Genomic DNA, 15,354 nt, shown 5'->3' with positions numbered 1-15,354 from the left:
GAGTAGCCTGCGACCGGGTGACACCGCACGACCGCAGGGTGCGCATCGTGTAGGAGGCGACGCAGCCCGAACGGGAGGAGACGTCCGTGCGCAGTGACGACGACAGCTGGGATATCACCGAAAGCGTCGGCGCGACCGCCCTCGGTGTGGCCGCGATGCGGGCGGCCGAGACCCGGCGCCCCGATGCGCTGTTCCGTGATCCCTACGCCGCGCGTCTGGTCGAGGCCGCCGGTTCGGGCTGGAGCCGCATCATGAGCGCTCAGGTCGCGGCGGCATCGGGCAGTGCCGATTCCGCCGCCGAGGGCGCGGGCAGCTCGGTGAGCGAGGGCGCGGCGGACTCCGGCGGCGGTGCGGACGGCCCCGGCAGCGCAGCCGCCGAGGGCGCCCCTGTCTACAGTTCGCTGGCCGCGATGCTCATCGCTCGCACGGTCTACTTCGACGAGTACTTCGCTGCCGCCTCCGCCGCGGGTATCCGGCAGGTCGTGATCCTCGCGAGCGGACTCGACGCCCGTGCCTACCGGCTCGAGTGGCCCTCCGGCACAGTAATTTTCGAGATCGACCAGCCGAAGGTGCTGGAGTACAAGAACTCCGTGCTCGCGGATGCGCACCCTGCCGCCGACCGGCGCGCGATCGGTGTGGATCTGCGCCAGGATTGGCCGAAGGAGCTGTGGGACAACGGTTTCGAACCCACCGCTCCGACCGCCTGGCTGGCGGAGGGGCTGCTGCGTTACCTGCCCGGTGAGGCACAGGACCGGCTGTTCGGCGATGTCGTGGCGCTCAGCGCACCCGGCAGCCGGATCGCCCTGAACATCGGACGCGGCCGGCGCGAGGATTCGCCCGCCCGGCAGGCGATGCGGGAGCGCCGCAAGCGACTGCTCGCCGAGGCCGGGATCACGCTGAACCTCGAAGAACTCTGGTACCCCTGGGAGGGCCGCACCGACCCGCGCGAATGGTTCGCCGCGCGCGGCTGGGCCGTGACGACCGGCGACCCGGTGGCCGTCCTGACCGACCACGGACGCGAGCAGCCCGATGTCGCTCGCGCCGAACTGAACCACCACATTCTGATGACCGCCACACGAGGAGACGAGAACCGATGAGCCAAGCCACCAACGAAGGCGCGCTGTGGGGTGGGCGTTTCGCCTCCGGCCCCGCCGCGGCCATGGCGGCGCTGAGCAAATCGACCCATTTCGACTGGGCACTGGCGCCCTACGACATTCGCGCGTCCAAGGCCCACGCTCGTGTGCTGCACAAGGCCGGACTGCTGTCGGAGGCCGATCTGGCGGGCATGCTGGACGGGCTCGACCGGCTCGCGGCCGATGTCGCCTCCGGCGCCTTCACTCCGGCCGAATCCGACGAGGACGTGCACGGCGCGCTCGAACGCGGTCTGATCGATCGGGTCGGCGCCGAACTCGGCGGCCGGTTGCGCGCGGGACGCTCCCGCAACGACCAGGTGGCCACCCTGTTCCGCATGTGGTTGCGTGATGCGGTGCGCCGCATCGCCTTCGGCGTGCTCGAGGTCGTCGACGCCCTGGTCGAGCAGGCCGCCGCGCATCCCGATGCCGTGATGCCCGGCAAGACCCATCTGCAGGCCGCGCAGCCCGTACTGCTGGCCCATCAGCTGCTCGCCCACGCTCACCCGCTGCTGCGCGATATCGACCGGCTGCGCGATTTCGACAAGCGCGCGGCGATCTCCCCGTACGGTTCGGGTGCGCTGGCCGGATCGTCGCTGGGTCTCGATCCGGAGGCCATCGCCGCCGATCTGAATTTCGATGCGGCCGCGGCCAATTCGATCGACGCGACCTCCGCGCGCGACTTCGCCGCCGAGGCCGCCTTCGTGCTCGCGATGATCGCGGTCGATCTGTCGCGCATGGCGGAGGAGATCATCATCTGGAGCACACCGGAATTCGGTTACATCACCCTCGCCGATGCCTGGTCCACCGGATCGTCGATCATGCCGCAGAAGAAGAATCCCGACGTGTCGGAGCTGACCCGCGGTAAGGCCGGACGCCTGATCGGCAACCTCACCGGCCTGCTCGCCACCCTCAAGGCGCAACCGCTGGCCTACAACCGGGACCTGCAGGAGGACAAGGAGCCGCTGTTCGATTCGGTGGCACAGCTGGAACTGCTGCTGCCCGCCATCGCCGGTCTCGTCTCCACCCTGACCTTCCACACGGAGCGGATGGCCGAATTGGCGCCCGCCGGATACACCCTGGCCACCGATATCGCCGAATGGCTGGTGCGCCAAGGCGTTCCGTTCCGCGTGGCGCACGAGGCCGCCGGTGCGTGCGTGCGCGCCGCCGAGGCGCGCGGGGTCGGCCTGGACGAGCTGACCGACGCCGAGTTCGCCGCCGTGGATCCGGCCTTGACGCCGCAGGTACGCGAGGTGCTCACGGTGCAGGGCTCGATCGCCTCCCGCAACTCCCGCGGGGGTACCGCCGGGGTGCGGGTCGCCGAACAACTGGGCGAGGTCCGTACCACCGCCGCCGAAGCTCGCACCTGGCTGAGCTGATCCAGCGGGCGCGACCTGCCCGTGCGGGCGCCTCGGTCACCGCGGCCGATATCGTGCGCGCATGATGTTCCTCTTTCTCGGGTTGGCCATCGTGACCGAGGTGTCGGCGACCGTGTCGCTGAAGCTGTCCGAGGGATTCACCAAGCTGGTGCCCTCGATCGTGGTGGTCGTCGGCTACCTGGCGGCGTTCGTCTTCCTGTCGCAGGCGCTGAAGCGGGGCATGTCGGTCGGTGTCGCCTACGGGGTGTGGTCGGCGATCGGGGTGGCGCTGGTCGCCACCATCGGCGTGCTGTTCCTCGACGAGCCGCTGTCGGTGGTGCAGATCGGCGGCGTCGCGCTGCTGATCGCCGGGGTGCTGGCGCTGGAATTGGGCGGCGCGCACTGACGCGTGCGGCTCGATTCTGCTGACGCGCGGTCAATCCTGCACGCGCACAGCGTATTCCGCCCGCTCGAGCGCGTCGAGAACATCGTCGCGATGGGCGGGGCCGCGGGTCTCGAGGGTCAGCTGCACCTCCACCTCGTCGATGGCCAGACCGGCGGGAGTGCGCGCGTGCACCACGTCGAGCACATTCGCCCCGGTGCCGGCGACGGCATCGAGCAACCGGCTCAGACTGCCGGGCCGATCCGAGATGGTGATTCGCACCGCGAGGTAGCGCCCGCCGGTGCTGAGCCCGTGGCCGATGATGCGGGTCAGCAGGATCGGGTCCACATTGCCGCCGGAGATGACCGCGCAGACCGGTCCGCGTAGGCGCAGTTCCTCGGCGGGCAGGCTCAGCAGGGCCGCGACCGCCGCCGCGCCCGCCGGTTCCACGAGGAGTTTCGCTCGTTCCAGGCAGAGCAGCACGGCCGCCGAGAGTGCGTCCTCGTCCACGGTGACGATCGTCGGCTGGTGGGCGATGACGTGGGCGAAGGGCACCTCACCGGGCCGTCCGACCGCGATACCGTCGGCGATGGTCGACATACGCTGCAACGCAACGGGTTCCCCGGAGCGCAACGAATCGGGCCAGGCCGCCGCCAGCGCGGCCTGGACGCCGATCACCCGCACCTGCGGTGCGACCGGGTGCAGGGCGGCGGCGATTCCCGCGAGCAGTCCGCCACCCCCGGTCGGCACCAGTACGGTCCCGACGTCCGGAAACTGTTCCAGCAGTTCCGATCCGACGCTCGCCTGGCCCGCGACGATATCCGGATGGTCGAAGGGATGGATCAGCGTCGCCCCACTGCGATCGGCGAATTCCTGGGCCGCGAGCAGTGCCTCGTCCACCGTCTCGCCCACCTGATGAACGGTGGCGCCGTAGGCGCGGGTGGCGACGAGTTTGGGCAGGGGCGCTCCGACGGGCATGAACACCGTCGAGGCGATGCCGAGAGTGGTTGCGGCCCAAGCGACCCCCTGCGCGTGATTCCCGGCGCTCGCGGCCACCACACCGTTGCGGCGTTCCTCCGGGGCGAGATTGGCGATCCGGAAGTACGCGCCGCGCGGTTTGAACGACCCCGTCCGCTGCAGATTCTCGCATTTGAGCCGCACATCGGCCCCGGTCCGTTCGGACAGCACCCGTGACGCGATCACGGGGGTGCGGCGGATGACGGGCGCCAGCATCTCCCGCGCCGCGCTGATGCGATCGAATCCGATCAGCTCCATGCGGCCATGCTGCCAGACAGCTGTGGTGAATCCGCGCAGCCGGGCGCGCGGGCGGCGGGGTGTGAGCCGGCCCGCAAAATCCGCAGGATGCGGGGTAATTGAACACACACCGCTGAATGCGCTTGTCAAAGGCGGAATTAAGTAGCCTGGGAGAATGCAGTTGTCGCGATTCACCGATCTGGGGCTGCGGGCGATGATGCGGCTCGCGGTGAGCAGCGGCGCCGACGAGCGGGTTACCGCGAAGCTGATCGCCCGGCAGGTCAACGCCTCCGAACACTACGTCGCCAAGGCCGTCACCAAACTCTCCGAGCTGGGCCTGGTGGCCTCGCAGCGCGGCCGCGCCGGTGGCATCTTCCTCACCGACGCCGGGCGCACCGCCACCGTCGGGCAGATCGTGCGCGGCCTCGAGGGGGCGGCCGAGGTGGTCGACTGTGTGGGTGAGCACCCCTGCCCGATGGCCGGGGCATGCCGGCTGCGGCGGATCCTGGCGGAGGCGCAGGAGTCGTTCTATCGAGAACTCGACCGCTATACCCTCAGCGATCTGGTCGATCAGCGCACGCAGCAATTACTGCATCTGTCGGCCTCGCCGAAATTACCGTTCGGCGGTGTCGCGGCCCATATTCCCGCCGTTTCCTGACGGCTACTGTCTACGAGAAACGCTGTGCGCCAATAACTTCGGGGCGCACGGCGCGGTTCGCTATATTCGGTTGAAAATGTGGCGTGGACAACATAATCCGCACCCGGGGTGGTAATTGAACACACGGGCTCGGAAATGGATTCGAGGCACCCGAAATGGTTACCGTGGAATTCGCCGGTAATGCACCGGAATTGTTGCTCGAAGAGGAGTTTCACCATGACGACCGCGTCGACATCGGCTTTGGACACCATCGCCGAACTGGAACCGCATCACGCCGAGATCGTGCGGGCGACCCTGCCGGTGATCGGGGCGCGGATCGACGACATCACCGCCGAGTTCTATCGTCGTCTCTTCGCGGCACACCCCGATCTGCTGCGCAACGTGTTCAATCGCGGCAATCAGGCCCAGGGTGAGCAGCAGCGCGCACTGGCCGCCTCGATCGCCACGTTCGCGACCCACCTCGTCGATCCGAACCTGCCGCATCCGCGCGGGCTGCTGGCCCGCATCGGCCACAAGCACGCCTCGCTCGGGGTGGTGCCCGACCAGTATCCGGTCGTGCACGAACATCTGTTCGCGGCGATCGGGCACGTGCTCGGCGAGGCGGTCACGGCCGAGGTGGCGGCCGCCTGGGACCGGGTCTACTGGCTGATGGCCGACACGCTGATGGGATTCGAGAACGAGCTCTACGCGGGCGCCGGTGTCGAACCGGGCGCGGTCTTCCGTGAGGTCCGGGTGGTGCAGCGCATCGAGGACCCCGCCGAGACCGTCATCTTCGTCGTGGAAGCCGCCGACGCGGCCGCGCCGCTTCCGGACTTCGTTCCGGGGCAATACGTTTCGGTCGGCGCCGATCTGCCCGACGGTGCCCGCCAGCTACGCCAGTACAGCCTCGTCAACGCTCCCGGGGCGGGCCGGCTGGCCTTCGCGGTGCGCCGCGTCACCGCCGCCGGCGACCGCCCCGAAGGGGAGGTGTCGTCGTGGCTGCACACCGACGTCCAGGTGGGCGACAGGCTGCAGATCACGCTGCCGTTCGGTGATCTGACCATCGACACCGCCGCGCGGACGCCGCTGGTGCTCGTCTCGGCCGGAATCGGCGTCACCCCGATGGTCGGCATCCTGGAATATCTCGCGGCCACCGGGTCGCCGCGCCGCGTGCTGGCGTTGCACGCCGACCGCGCCGCGTCCACGCACCCGCTGCGCGGCACCCAGGCCGATCTGGTCGCCGGTCTGCCGGACGCCGAGCTGCACGTCTGGTACGAGCAGCCCACCGCCGGTGCGCACGCGGGCCTGCTGTCGCTGGCCGGCATCGACCTGCCCGCGGACGCCGAGATCTATCTGTGCGGCGGCACCGGTTTCCTGCAGGCGGCACGGGCCCAGCTGACAGCGGCCGGTGTGTCCGACGAACGGGTCCACTTCGAACTGTTCGCGCCCAACGACTGGTTGCTGGATCTGTGAGCGGCCTCAGCGGCCGGCGCGCGCCGCGGCGAGCACTCCGTGCAACCAGGGCGTGAAATCCGCTGGGGCGGAGGCGATATCGGCCTCCAGTCGATCGGGCTCCGCCCAGCGCAGCGCCGCCACCTCCGTCGGGTCGGGGTGGTCGGGCACGCCGGCGAACTCGCCGACCAGCACATGATCCCACTCGTCCTCGACCCGCCCGGTCGCCGGATCGTCGGCCCGATAGCGGTACACGCCGACCTCACGCAATTCCGCGCTCACCCGCAATTCCTCACCCAGCCGGATCGTGGCGGCCTCGGCGAGGGACTGGCCCGGCGCGGGATGTCCGCAGCAGGTGTTGGACCAGCGCAGCGGGAACCGGGTCTTGACCGCGGCCCGCTGCTGGAGCAGCACCCGGCCGTCCGGCCCGAACAGCAGCACCGAGAATGCGCGGTGCAGCCGTCCGGGCGCGGTGTGGGCATCGGACACCGGGCAGATTCCGGTCGCGCGGCCCTGCTCGTCGACCAGTTCGACGAGCAGGGACTCGCGGTCGACCGTGCTGTCGGCGGAGGTGGGGTGGGTGCCGGTCACCGCCCTACCTTATCGGCGGCTATCACCAGATACTGGAAACTGCCCTCGCGATAGGACGTGAGGAACGGTTCCTCCACACCGGTCGCCAGCTCGCAGTGCGTGCGAAGTTCCCAGTAGGGGATGGTCGCGGAGGTCAGATCGGTGACCGCGATGGGAACCAGGCCGTGTGCCGTCATCGCGCGGAAATACTCCCCGCGGGGATGGATCATGCACCCGTAGTGCGCGTCGATCCAGCTCACCGCTGCCGACCGGCCGCCGGTGACGTCGTTGGAGCAGCCGGTGACACAGACGTAGCGCCCGCCCGGTACCAGCAACCGGGCGACTTCCGCGAACAGGTCCGGCAGGTCGACGTACATATCGGTTTCGTTGGTCCAGACGCCGCGCATGGAACCGGCCTCGAATCCGGTGTCGAGCATGTTGCGGTAGTGGAACCGCACCAGATCGTCCACGCCCCGCTCGCGGGCCTGATCGTTGGCGAAGCCGACCGAAATCGGGTTCACGCGTCGCGGTAGCGGCGGCTGTCGGCGTGCCAGGCGCGATTGCCGCCCAGCCATGCCCACAGTCCGGCGAGGAAGCGGCGTTGCTGCGGCGAACCGGTCGCCGCCAGTGCCGTGGCCTCGGCCTCGAATCGATGGACCAGTTCGTCGTGGATCGCCGCCGTGCGCTGGACGGCCTCGCGGCGGGTGCAGCCCTCCTCGGCGGCCAGTACCGTCGGCAGATTGAATTCCCTTCCGCCGGACACGTCTTCGCGGGCCATCGAGTACAGATCGTTGACCATCTGGGCCGCCAGCGCGGCGGTGGTGACCGCGCGCCGCATGCGGGGATCGCAGTAGCCCGCCGCGTCGAGTTCGTAGCCGCCGACCGTGTCGATCGGTGCCATGCACGGCAGGAAACTGTGCGGTTGCCGGTTGGCGAGGTATTCCCACACCGGTGGCATCCGCCCCGCGGCGCGCCACCCCGCTTCGGCGCCCAGCGCGATGAACCAGCCGCCGATCTCGGTGCGCAACCGGGCGAGCTGAGCGGCGCTGGAGTAGCGCGCCAGATGATCGAACGAGGTGCGGAAGGCCCGCAGGATCGGATCGGCCCGCAGCGCGCGCTCCAGCCGTTCCTGGTAGGCCACGGGCAGTTCGACGGGATCTATTGCGGCCACGGCCAATTCGAGCCGCGGACCCAGTTCGGCGGCCGCATCGGACGGCGTGCCGTCGGGTGCGTGGTCGTCGGCGTCCTCCTCACAGTAGTAGTCGTCCACCGACCACTCCGAGACGGCGGCCTTGGCCGCCGTGAGGAGACGATCGGCGTCGTCGCAATCGGGGTGGGCGAGCATGACGAGGCGGCCGAACCCGGCCTTCGCCAGATCGTCGAGCCGGCCCTCGTAGAGCCCGATGTCGTTGGCCCACCCCAGAATTCCCGCATCGACCTGCGCCGCGAGGGCGGGATCGTCGCGAATGGGCGGCGGGCAGTACAGCGGCGGGATATCCGTTCGGGCGGGCAGGTCCTCGCCCGGACCGCCGGCGCCGGATGCGGCCGGCCCGGGCCCCGGCGGCCGCGCCCCGGGCGCTGCGGAATCGGCGCCCGGGCGGGGTAACCGTAGTCCCGAGGTGCCCAGGCCAGTGGGGCCGAGCAGGCCGGCGGGGATCGCACCGGTGACCATGGTGTGCACCGTCGCACCGCCCGGCGGAAACGTCGGCGCGGAGCCCGGAATCGCCATTCGAGCGGGGGGAGCGTGATCGAAACTGCCGAGCAGCGCCGCGATCGTTCCGGCCAGATCGTCACCGGCCGGTGGCGCCGCGGCACGTGAGAGTACCGACATCTGCGCTCACCTCGTCAATCGCACGTTCAGGCTGGGCTCGTATTCGTCCGGAATTCCGGTCTGGTGCAGGCCGATCACGCCCTGCTCCTTTTCCCCTACCCGCATCGCCAGAATCGACGTGATCTGCTTCTCGCTGACCGGGATCTTTCCGCACGGCAGAATTGGCATACCGCGCCACGCCGGGACCCGCCGGCCCTCGATGTCGACCGGATCCGGGTACAGGCCAAGTTTGTTGCATTCCCGCCCGAATGCCGCGATCGCCTTCGGATGGGCGAGAAAGAATGTGGTGCTGCGGCGCATGCTCAGCAGTTCGTCGAGATCGTCCGGTGTCGGCGGGCCCGATTCGGTGTAGATGCGCTGTTTCAGATCGCAATTGTTCAGCAGTCCGAATTCGGGACTGTTGACCAGATCGTATTCGCGGCGCTCGTGCAGGGCCTCGATGGTCAGCCGCAACTGCTGTTCGATCTGATTGTGCGGATCGTTGAACAGATCGGCCACACGAGTATGCACTCGCAGCACGCTCTGCGCGGCGCTCAGTTCGTATTCGCGCGGAGAACTGTCGTAATCGACGAAGGTGCCGTCGAGCAGCGGTTCGCCGATATGCCCGGAGGTGATCTCGATATTCGCCTCACCGTATTTGTTCTGCGGCCGCACCGGTGACTGCGAGACCCGGGACAGATGTTCGCCGAGCAGCGGCGCCTGGTCCGCCAGGCGGTCGAATGCGGTGCGCGGCAACGTGAGTACCGTGACGGGTGTGACGGTCTTCACCGTCACCGGCCAGATGGCGTCGCGGTCGGTGAGCATGGCGTCGCCGCGCCGCGAGGATCTCCTCGTCGTCGAGATCGCGCAGCGCCGGTAATTCCTGCAGTTCGAGCGGGATGACATGGGCGTGCGAGCCGTCGATGACGAATTCCACCTCACCGTTTCCGACGGTGTGGGTCAGCCGGCGGTTGACTCGGTAGATACCGCCTTCCACCTGGGTCCACGGCAGCATCCGGGTCAGCCAGCGCGAGGAGATGCCCTGCATCTGGGGTTCGGATTTGGTGGTATGGGCCAGTTGACGGGCGGCGGCGGTGGACAGGGATCTACGGTCTTGGTGATCGGTCTGGGCAGGAAGTTCGAGGGTCATCTGCGGTCCTCACCTCGGGGGTTGGCGATGGATGCGGACAGCACCGAAAAACTGGCTTCGGCACGCGAACATGCGGACACGAAATCGGCCGGGACCGATTACTGTCACCTGACGAGAACTGGAGTCGGGACTAGCCTGGCGAACTAGACATCTGATCGAATAGTCATGCGCTACAACGGCGTTCCGTAATCCATGGTAGGGCAATCCCGCTGCCGCGCGAATACTTTCGCCGAAAGTCCGTGGCGCCGTCCGCACCCGCACTTCGTCCGTGCGCAACCTGTGATCGCGGATGGGACCGATCACAACAGGCCCGCAGTAGGCTGTCGATGTGGCAGGCTCGACCCACACGCAGGGGGCGTGAAGGTGTGAGCGCAGGGCTCGAGGGCTGGGAGTGGTTGTGAAATTCGATACGAGAACCCTGACGGGACCGGCGCGACGGCTGATGGCGACCGCGCAGAACGGCCTCGAGGTCATCCGTTTCGGCGGCCTCGCCCACGATGTGCAGTCCTCGCCCTTCGAGGTCACCGAGCGCAAGCGGATGTACCGGCTGCGCCACTACTTCCCCGACGAGCCGGCCGCCGACCGGCCCGTCGCGCTGCTGGTGCCGCCGCTGATGGTCAATGCCGACATCTACGACGTCAACGCCGAGGGCGGCGCCGTCGGCATTCTGCACCGCGCCGGAATCGATTGCTGGGTACTGGATTTCGGATCGCCGGCCACGGAGGAAGGCGGCTGGCAGCGCGATCTGGCCGATCATGTCCTCGCCCTGTCCAGCGCGATCGACACGGTCAACGAGCTGACCGGCCGCGGCGTGCACCTGATGGGGTACTCGCAGGGCGGCATGTTCGCCTACCAGGCCACCGCGTTCCGCTACGGCAAGGGCGTACAGAGCATCGTCACCTTCGGCAGCCCGGTCGACATCGTGGCGGGACTGCCGTTCGGACTGCCCTACGGGCTGGTGTCGGAGGTGGCCGATTTCGTCGCCGACCACGTCCTCACCCGGTTGCCGATCACCGATGCGATGGTGCGCGTCGGTTTCCAGTTGCTCGACCCGGTGAAGACGGCCAAGGCCCGTATCGACTTCCTGCGCCAGCTGCACGACCGAGAGGCGTTGCTGCCCAAGGAACGTCAGCGCCGGTTCCTCGAACACGACGGCTGGGTGGGCTATTCCGGACCGGCGGCGGCCGATCTGCTCAAGCAGTTCGTCGCGCACAACCGAATGATGTCCGGCGGCTTCGTCATTCGCGACCAGCCGATCTCGCTGGCCGAACTCAAATGCCCCATCCTCGCCTTCGTCGGCGAGGTCGACGATATCGGCCAGCCGGCCGCGGTGCGCGGCATCGTGCGTGCGGCGCCCAATGCCGAGGTCTACGAGGCCACGCTGGTGGCCGGGCATTTCGGCCTGGTGGCGGGCAGTACCGCGACCAACCAGACCTGGCCGCTGGTGCGCGACTGGGTGAACTGGCTGGGCGGGAACGCCGAACTGCCCGACCAGATCGCGCCCATGCACGAGCATGTCGCCGCCGACCGCCAGGCCACCGCGGCCACCCGGGTCGTGCACACCGCGGCCACCCTCGCCGAGGCCGGCGCCGGAATCGGCGCGGCGTTCGGCAGCCTGGCCGGAAACGCGCTACGCGGATCGAAGGAGCTGACGGGGGAGGCCGCCCGTGCGCTGCCCCGGCTGACCCGGCTCGGCATGATCCAGCCGCACACCCGGATCTCGCTGGGCCGCCTGCTGGCCGAACAGCAGCGCAACGCGCCGATGCGCGAGCTGTTCCTCTTCGACGACCGGGTGCACACCCACGCCGCGGTCGGCGCCCGCATCGACAACGTGGTGCGCGGGCTGATCTCGGCGGGCGTACGCCCCGGCACCCGCGTCGGAGTGCTGATGGAAACCCGCCCGAGCGCGCTGGCCTCGGTCGCGGCACTGTCGCGGATCGGGGCGGTCGCGGTCCTGCTGGCGCCCGGCGGCGAGACCGCGCGGGCGGTCGAGTCGACCGGGACCACGGTGATCGTGGCCGATCCGGAGAATCTGCGCGCCGCGGCCGCCGCGGGAACCCGGGTCCTGGTGCTCGGTGGCGGCAACGCCCGCGCGCTCGACATCCCGGACGGCGCGGATGTGGTCGATCTCGAGCAGGTCGACCCGGCGGCGGTGGCCTTGCCGGGCTGGTTCCGGCCCGATCCCGGGTTGGCGCGCGAGCTGGCGTTCATCCTGGTCACCGGCACCGGTGACAAACTCGACCTGAAGTACATCACCAACCACCGGTGGGCGCTGTCGGCCTTCGGCACCGCGTCGGCGGCCGACCTCGACCGCCGCGATACGGTGTATTGCCTTGCGCCGCTGCATCATTCGTCGGGCCTGCTGGTGAGTCTGGGCGGTGCGGTAGCCGGTGGCAGCCGGATCGCGCTGGCCCGCTCGCTGGATCCGCCCAGCTTCGCCGCGGAGGTGCACCGCTACGGGGTCACCGTCGTCACCTACACCTGGACCATGCTGCGCGACATCCTCGACGTGGAAACCTTCCCCGCCGGCCATTCGCATCCGATCCGGCTGTTCATCGGCTCCGGCATGCCGGCCGGTCTGTGGCGGCGCACCATCGAGCGGTTCGCGCCCGCGCGGGTGCTGGAGTTCTACGCCTCGATCGAGGGCGACGTGGTGCTCGCCAACGTGGCGGGCGTGAAGATCGGCTGCAAGGGCCGCCCGGTGCCGGGCACGGCGAAGGTGGAGCTGATCTCCTACGATCCGATCGCCGAGCAGATCGTCACCGACGCACGGGGTTTCGCGCGCCGTGCCGCCGACAACGAGGTGGGCCTGCTGATCGGGCGGGCCGCCGACAACGTCGACATCTCCCGCGGCGGCCTGCGCGGAGTCTTCACCGCCGGGGATGCCTGGATGCCGACGGAGAATCTGTTCCGCCGCGACAGCGACGGCGACTACTGGCTGATGGACCGCCGCGACACCGTCATCGCGACCGCCCGCGGGCCGGTCTACACCCAGCCGATCGTGGATGCGCTCAACGACATCACGGCCGTCGACATGGAGGTCGCCTTCGGCCGCCGCACCCCGAGCACCACGCTCGCGGTCGCCGTGGTGAGCGTGCGCGCGGGCCACCACCTCGAACCCGCCGACGTCACCGAGGGCCTGCGCCCCCTCGACCCCGCCCAGCGACCCGACATCGTGCAGGTGGTCGCCGAAATCCCGCGCAGTTCCAGCTTCCGTCCGGCCACCCACGCAGTGCGATCGGCGCTGCGCCTCGAACCGAACGAGAACACCTGGTACTACAACCGGGAATCGGAAGGCTACGAAGTGCTCACCCCGGAGGTCGCGGCCGCCCTGCTGGGGTAGCTGCCAGGAGGTTGCGGCGGAACCCGGCGTATGCGGCGGCCGGTCCGGCACCGTTGTCGCGAGTGGTCCCCGCGCCCGCTCACACGGTGAACGCGGTGACCGTGTCGATCACGCGCGCGACCTGCTGATCGGTCAGATCCGGCCACAGCGGCAGGCGCAGCAGGGTCGCCGAGAATTCGTCGGTGCGCGGGCAGGGGACCGTGGTGCGGCCGAGTTTCTGACCGGCCGGACTCGAATGCAGCGGCACGTAGTGGAACGGGGCCGAAATGCCTTGTTCGCGAAGGTATCCGATCAACGCGTCGCGGGAGACCTCGGTGGGGGTGCGCAGGTAGTACAGATGCGCGGTGTGCTCGCGGTCGTCCGGTACCTGCATCAGCCGCACGTCGTTGCGCGCGGCCCACTGCGGCAATGCGTCGGCGTAGGCGTTCCAGACCCGCATGCGCCCGGCCTGGATCCGGTCGAATTCGGCCAGCTGCGCATCGAGCACCGCGGCATTCAACTCACTGGGAAGATAACTCGATCCGATGTCCTGCCAGGAGTACTTGTCGACCGCCCCGCGCAGGAACCGGGCCCGGTCGGTGCCCTTCTCGCGGATGATCTCGGCGCGCCCCATCAGGATCTCGTCGGTGAGCAGGATGGCCCCGCCCTCACCGCAGTGCACGTTCTTGGTGTCGTGGAAGCTGAGCGCGCCCACGGTGCCGATCGTGCCCAGCGGCCGCCCGCGCCACCGACCGCCGAGGCCGTGCGCGGTGTCCTCGACGATGGCCAGGCCGTGCGCCTCGGAAATCTCGAGCAGCCGGTCCATATCGGCGCCGACTCCGCCGTAGTGGATGACCACGATCGCCTTGGTGCGTGCGGTGACCGCCGCGGCCACCGACTCCGGATCGAGGTTGCCGCGCTCGTCGATATCGGCGAAGACACAGGTGGCCCCGCGCATCGCGGCCGCCGTGGCGGTGGAGGTGAACGCGAAACTGGGCACGATCACCTCGTCGTCGGGCCCCAGTTCGAGCAGCAGCCCGGCCATCTCCAGCGCATGGGTGCACGAGGTGGTCAGCAGGGCGTGCGGGGCGCCGGTGATGGCGCGCAACTTCGCCGTCGCCGCGGCGGTGAACGGTCCGTCGCCGTGACTGTGGTCCGAGGCCAGGACGGCGGCCAGATTCGTCAGCTCGGCCTGGGCACGGTAGGGACGGCTGAAGAGGATGCGGTCAGTGCTCACCCGGATTGTGTCCCCCGATTGCTGCGGCCGTGGTCGGAACCCGCGCCTCGGCGTGCGGACGCGGTGTCGGGGAATCTACCGTCAGATACAGCGGTTTGCCCACCAGCACGTGCAACGCCACACCCAGATACTCCGCGATCAGGCCGAGCGAGAACAGGATCGCGCCCGAGACCAGCAGCAGCACCACGATGATGGAAGCCCAGCCTTCGGGGTCGTGACCGTTGCCGAACAGGGCATTCCAGATCACCACGGCGGCCATCACCGCACCACCGGCGGCCAGGGTCACGCCCAGCAGGCTCACCAGCCGCAGGCCGCGGGTTCCGCTGCACAACACCATCTTCCAGAACAGCGAGAACAGCCGGCGGTAGTTGTAACCGGACTCTTCGCGGCCCTCCGCGCGCAGCACCACCGGCGCCTGCGCGGTGTTGTCCACGACCCAGGTCAGCGCCACATCCAGATACACCCCGTTGGAGGCGACCTCGGCCAGCTGACGGCCGATATCGCCGCGGATCAGCCGGTAGCTTTCGAACCGGGTGGAATCGGGGAAGGCGAAGACCGTCGCCAGCACCACCTTGGCGCCGCGCGAGGTGAGGTTGCGCAGCAGGCCGTGCGGGCGGGTGTTGGTCGGCTTCGAATAGACCAGATCCGCGCGCTGGGCCAGGGCAGTGTCGAGGAAGGCGCCGATGAACCCCGGATCGTGTTGTCCGTCCTCGTCCATCGTGACGATCCATTCGCCGCGCGCGGCGGCCATGCCGGCGATGGTGGCCGCGTCCTGGCCGAAGTTGCGGCTCAGCCAGATCACACGCACCTGCGGGCATTCTGCGGCGAGCCGCTGCAAGACGACGTCGGAACGGTCGGGGCCGTGGTCGTGGACCAGCACGATCTCCTCGACCGCGAAGCTGTTGCCGTCGGGTGTCACCGACGGCTGGGCCAATCCGTGCAGTTCGGCGACCAGTCCGGCGATGGTCTGCTCGCCGCGATACACCGGAATCACCACCGAGACCGCATGCACTCGTTCGCCGCCGGTGACCGGTGGGTGAACATCGGGTGTC

At 69.1% G+C, this 15,354-nt stretch carries 14 protein-coding genes; 7 read left to right on the top strand and 7 right to left on the bottom strand.

What is annotated here, in order from left to right; all coding sequences use genetic code 11:
* Window positions 1–86: 86 nt before the first annotated feature.
* From NA3_RS24970 to NA3_RS24960, 3 genes are all read left to right on the top strand, one after another.
* Window positions 87–1,097, top strand: coding sequence for an SAM-dependent methyltransferase (locus tag NA3_RS24970; RefSeq protein ID WP_062966103.1), 1,011 nt, complete (start codon window positions 87–89; stop codon window positions 1,095–1,097).
* On the top strand, window positions 1,094–2,509 hold the full coding sequence (argH, locus tag NA3_RS24965; RefSeq protein ID WP_062966102.1) for an argininosuccinate lyase: 1,416 nt from the start codon (window positions 1,094–1,096) through the stop codon (window positions 2,507–2,509). The genes NA3_RS24970 and argH overlap by 4 nt, the downstream gene beginning before the upstream one ends.
* Before the next feature lie 61 nt (window positions 2,510–2,570).
* Window positions 2,571–2,894, top strand: coding sequence for a DMT family transporter (locus NA3_RS24960; protein ID WP_062966101.1), 324 nt, complete (start codon window positions 2,571–2,573; stop codon window positions 2,892–2,894).
* Between the two features lie 30 nt (window positions 2,895–2,924).
* Here the strand turns inward: NA3_RS24960 and ilvA are convergent, their stop codons facing one another.
* Window positions 2,925–4,145: a threonine ammonia-lyase gene (ilvA, locus tag NA3_RS24955; RefSeq protein ID WP_062966100.1), complete on the bottom strand. Its 1,221-nt coding sequence runs from the start codon at window positions 4,143–4,145 to the stop codon at window positions 2,925–2,927.
* 154 nt (window positions 4,146–4,299) lie between these two features.
* Between ilvA and NA3_RS24950 the strand changes: the two genes are divergently transcribed.
* Window positions 4,300–4,782: an RrF2 family transcriptional regulator gene (locus NA3_RS24950; RefSeq protein ID WP_062966099.1), complete on the top strand. Its 483-nt coding sequence runs from the start codon at window positions 4,300–4,302 to the stop codon at window positions 4,780–4,782.
* Between the two features lie 216 nt (window positions 4,783–4,998).
* Window positions 4,999–6,234, top strand: coding sequence for a globin domain-containing protein (locus tag NA3_RS24945; protein WP_062966098.1), 1,236 nt, complete (start codon window positions 4,999–5,001; stop codon window positions 6,232–6,234).
* Window positions 6,235–6,240: 6 nt separating this feature from the next.
* On the opposite strand, the gene idi is transcribed toward NA3_RS24945, so the two are convergent.
* From idi to NA3_RS38810, 4 genes are read right to left on the bottom strand one after another with little or no spacing between them, the layout of a single operon-like run.
* The gene (gene idi, locus NA3_RS24940) at window positions 6,241–6,804 is read right to left on the bottom strand and encodes an isopentenyl-diphosphate Delta-isomerase (protein WP_227995291.1); all 564 of its coding nucleotides are present in this window, start codon (window positions 6,802–6,804) and stop codon (window positions 6,241–6,243) included.
* The gene (locus NA3_RS24935; protein WP_227995290.1) at window positions 6,801–7,304 is read right to left on the bottom strand and encodes a methyltransferase domain-containing protein; all 504 of its coding nucleotides are present in this window, start codon (window positions 7,302–7,304) and stop codon (window positions 6,801–6,803) included. The genes idi and NA3_RS24935 overlap by 4 nt, the downstream gene beginning before the upstream one ends.
* Window positions 7,301–8,614 carry a family 2 encapsulin nanocompartment cargo protein terpene cyclase gene (locus tag NA3_RS24930; protein WP_062966097.1) on the bottom strand — a complete coding sequence of 438 codons (1,314 nt, stop codon included), beginning with the start codon at window positions 8,612–8,614 and terminating at the stop codon, window positions 7,301–7,303. Before NA3_RS24930 ends, NA3_RS24935 begins: the two co-directional genes overlap by 4 nt.
* Before the next feature lie 6 nt (window positions 8,615–8,620).
* The gene (locus NA3_RS38810) at window positions 8,621–9,388 is read right to left on the bottom strand and encodes a family 2B encapsulin nanocompartment shell protein (RefSeq protein ID WP_267887403.1); all 768 of its coding nucleotides are present in this window, start codon (window positions 9,386–9,388) and stop codon (window positions 8,621–8,623) included.
* On the opposite strand from NA3_RS38810, the gene NA3_RS39095 reads away from it, so the two are divergent.
* Complete coding sequence (locus NA3_RS39095) at window positions 9,351–9,473, top strand: hypothetical protein (protein ID WP_258562162.1); 123 nt, start codon at window positions 9,351–9,353, stop codon at window positions 9,471–9,473. The genes NA3_RS38810 and NA3_RS39095 overlap by 38 nt on opposite strands.
* A 661-nt stretch (window positions 9,474–10,134) precedes the next feature.
* Complete coding sequence (locus tag NA3_RS24920; protein ID WP_084491852.1) at window positions 10,135–13,086, top strand: AMP-binding protein; 2,952 nt, start codon at window positions 10,135–10,137, stop codon at window positions 13,084–13,086.
* A 79-nt stretch (window positions 13,087–13,165) separates the two neighbouring features.
* Here NA3_RS24920 and rffA read toward each other — a convergent pair whose 3' ends face one another.
* A complete protein-coding gene (gene rffA, locus NA3_RS24915) occupies window positions 13,166–14,302 on the bottom strand; it encodes a dTDP-4-amino-4,6-dideoxygalactose transaminase (protein ID WP_062966094.1) in 1,137 nt (378 codons plus the stop codon).
* Window positions 14,292–15,314: a glycosyltransferase gene (locus NA3_RS24910; protein ID WP_084491879.1), complete on the bottom strand. Its 1,023-nt coding sequence runs from the start codon at window positions 15,312–15,314 to the stop codon at window positions 14,292–14,294. Before NA3_RS24910 ends, rffA begins: the two co-directional genes overlap by 11 nt.
* Window positions 15,315–15,354: the final 40 nt, after the last annotated feature.

The sequence above is a fragment of the Nocardia africana NBRC 100379 genome (assembly GCF_001612635.1).
In the GTDB taxonomy this organism is placed as follows: Bacteria; Actinomycetota; Actinomycetes; order Mycobacteriales; family Mycobacteriaceae; genus Nocardia; species Nocardia africana.
This window is presented reverse-complemented; position numbering and strand designations above follow the sequence as displayed.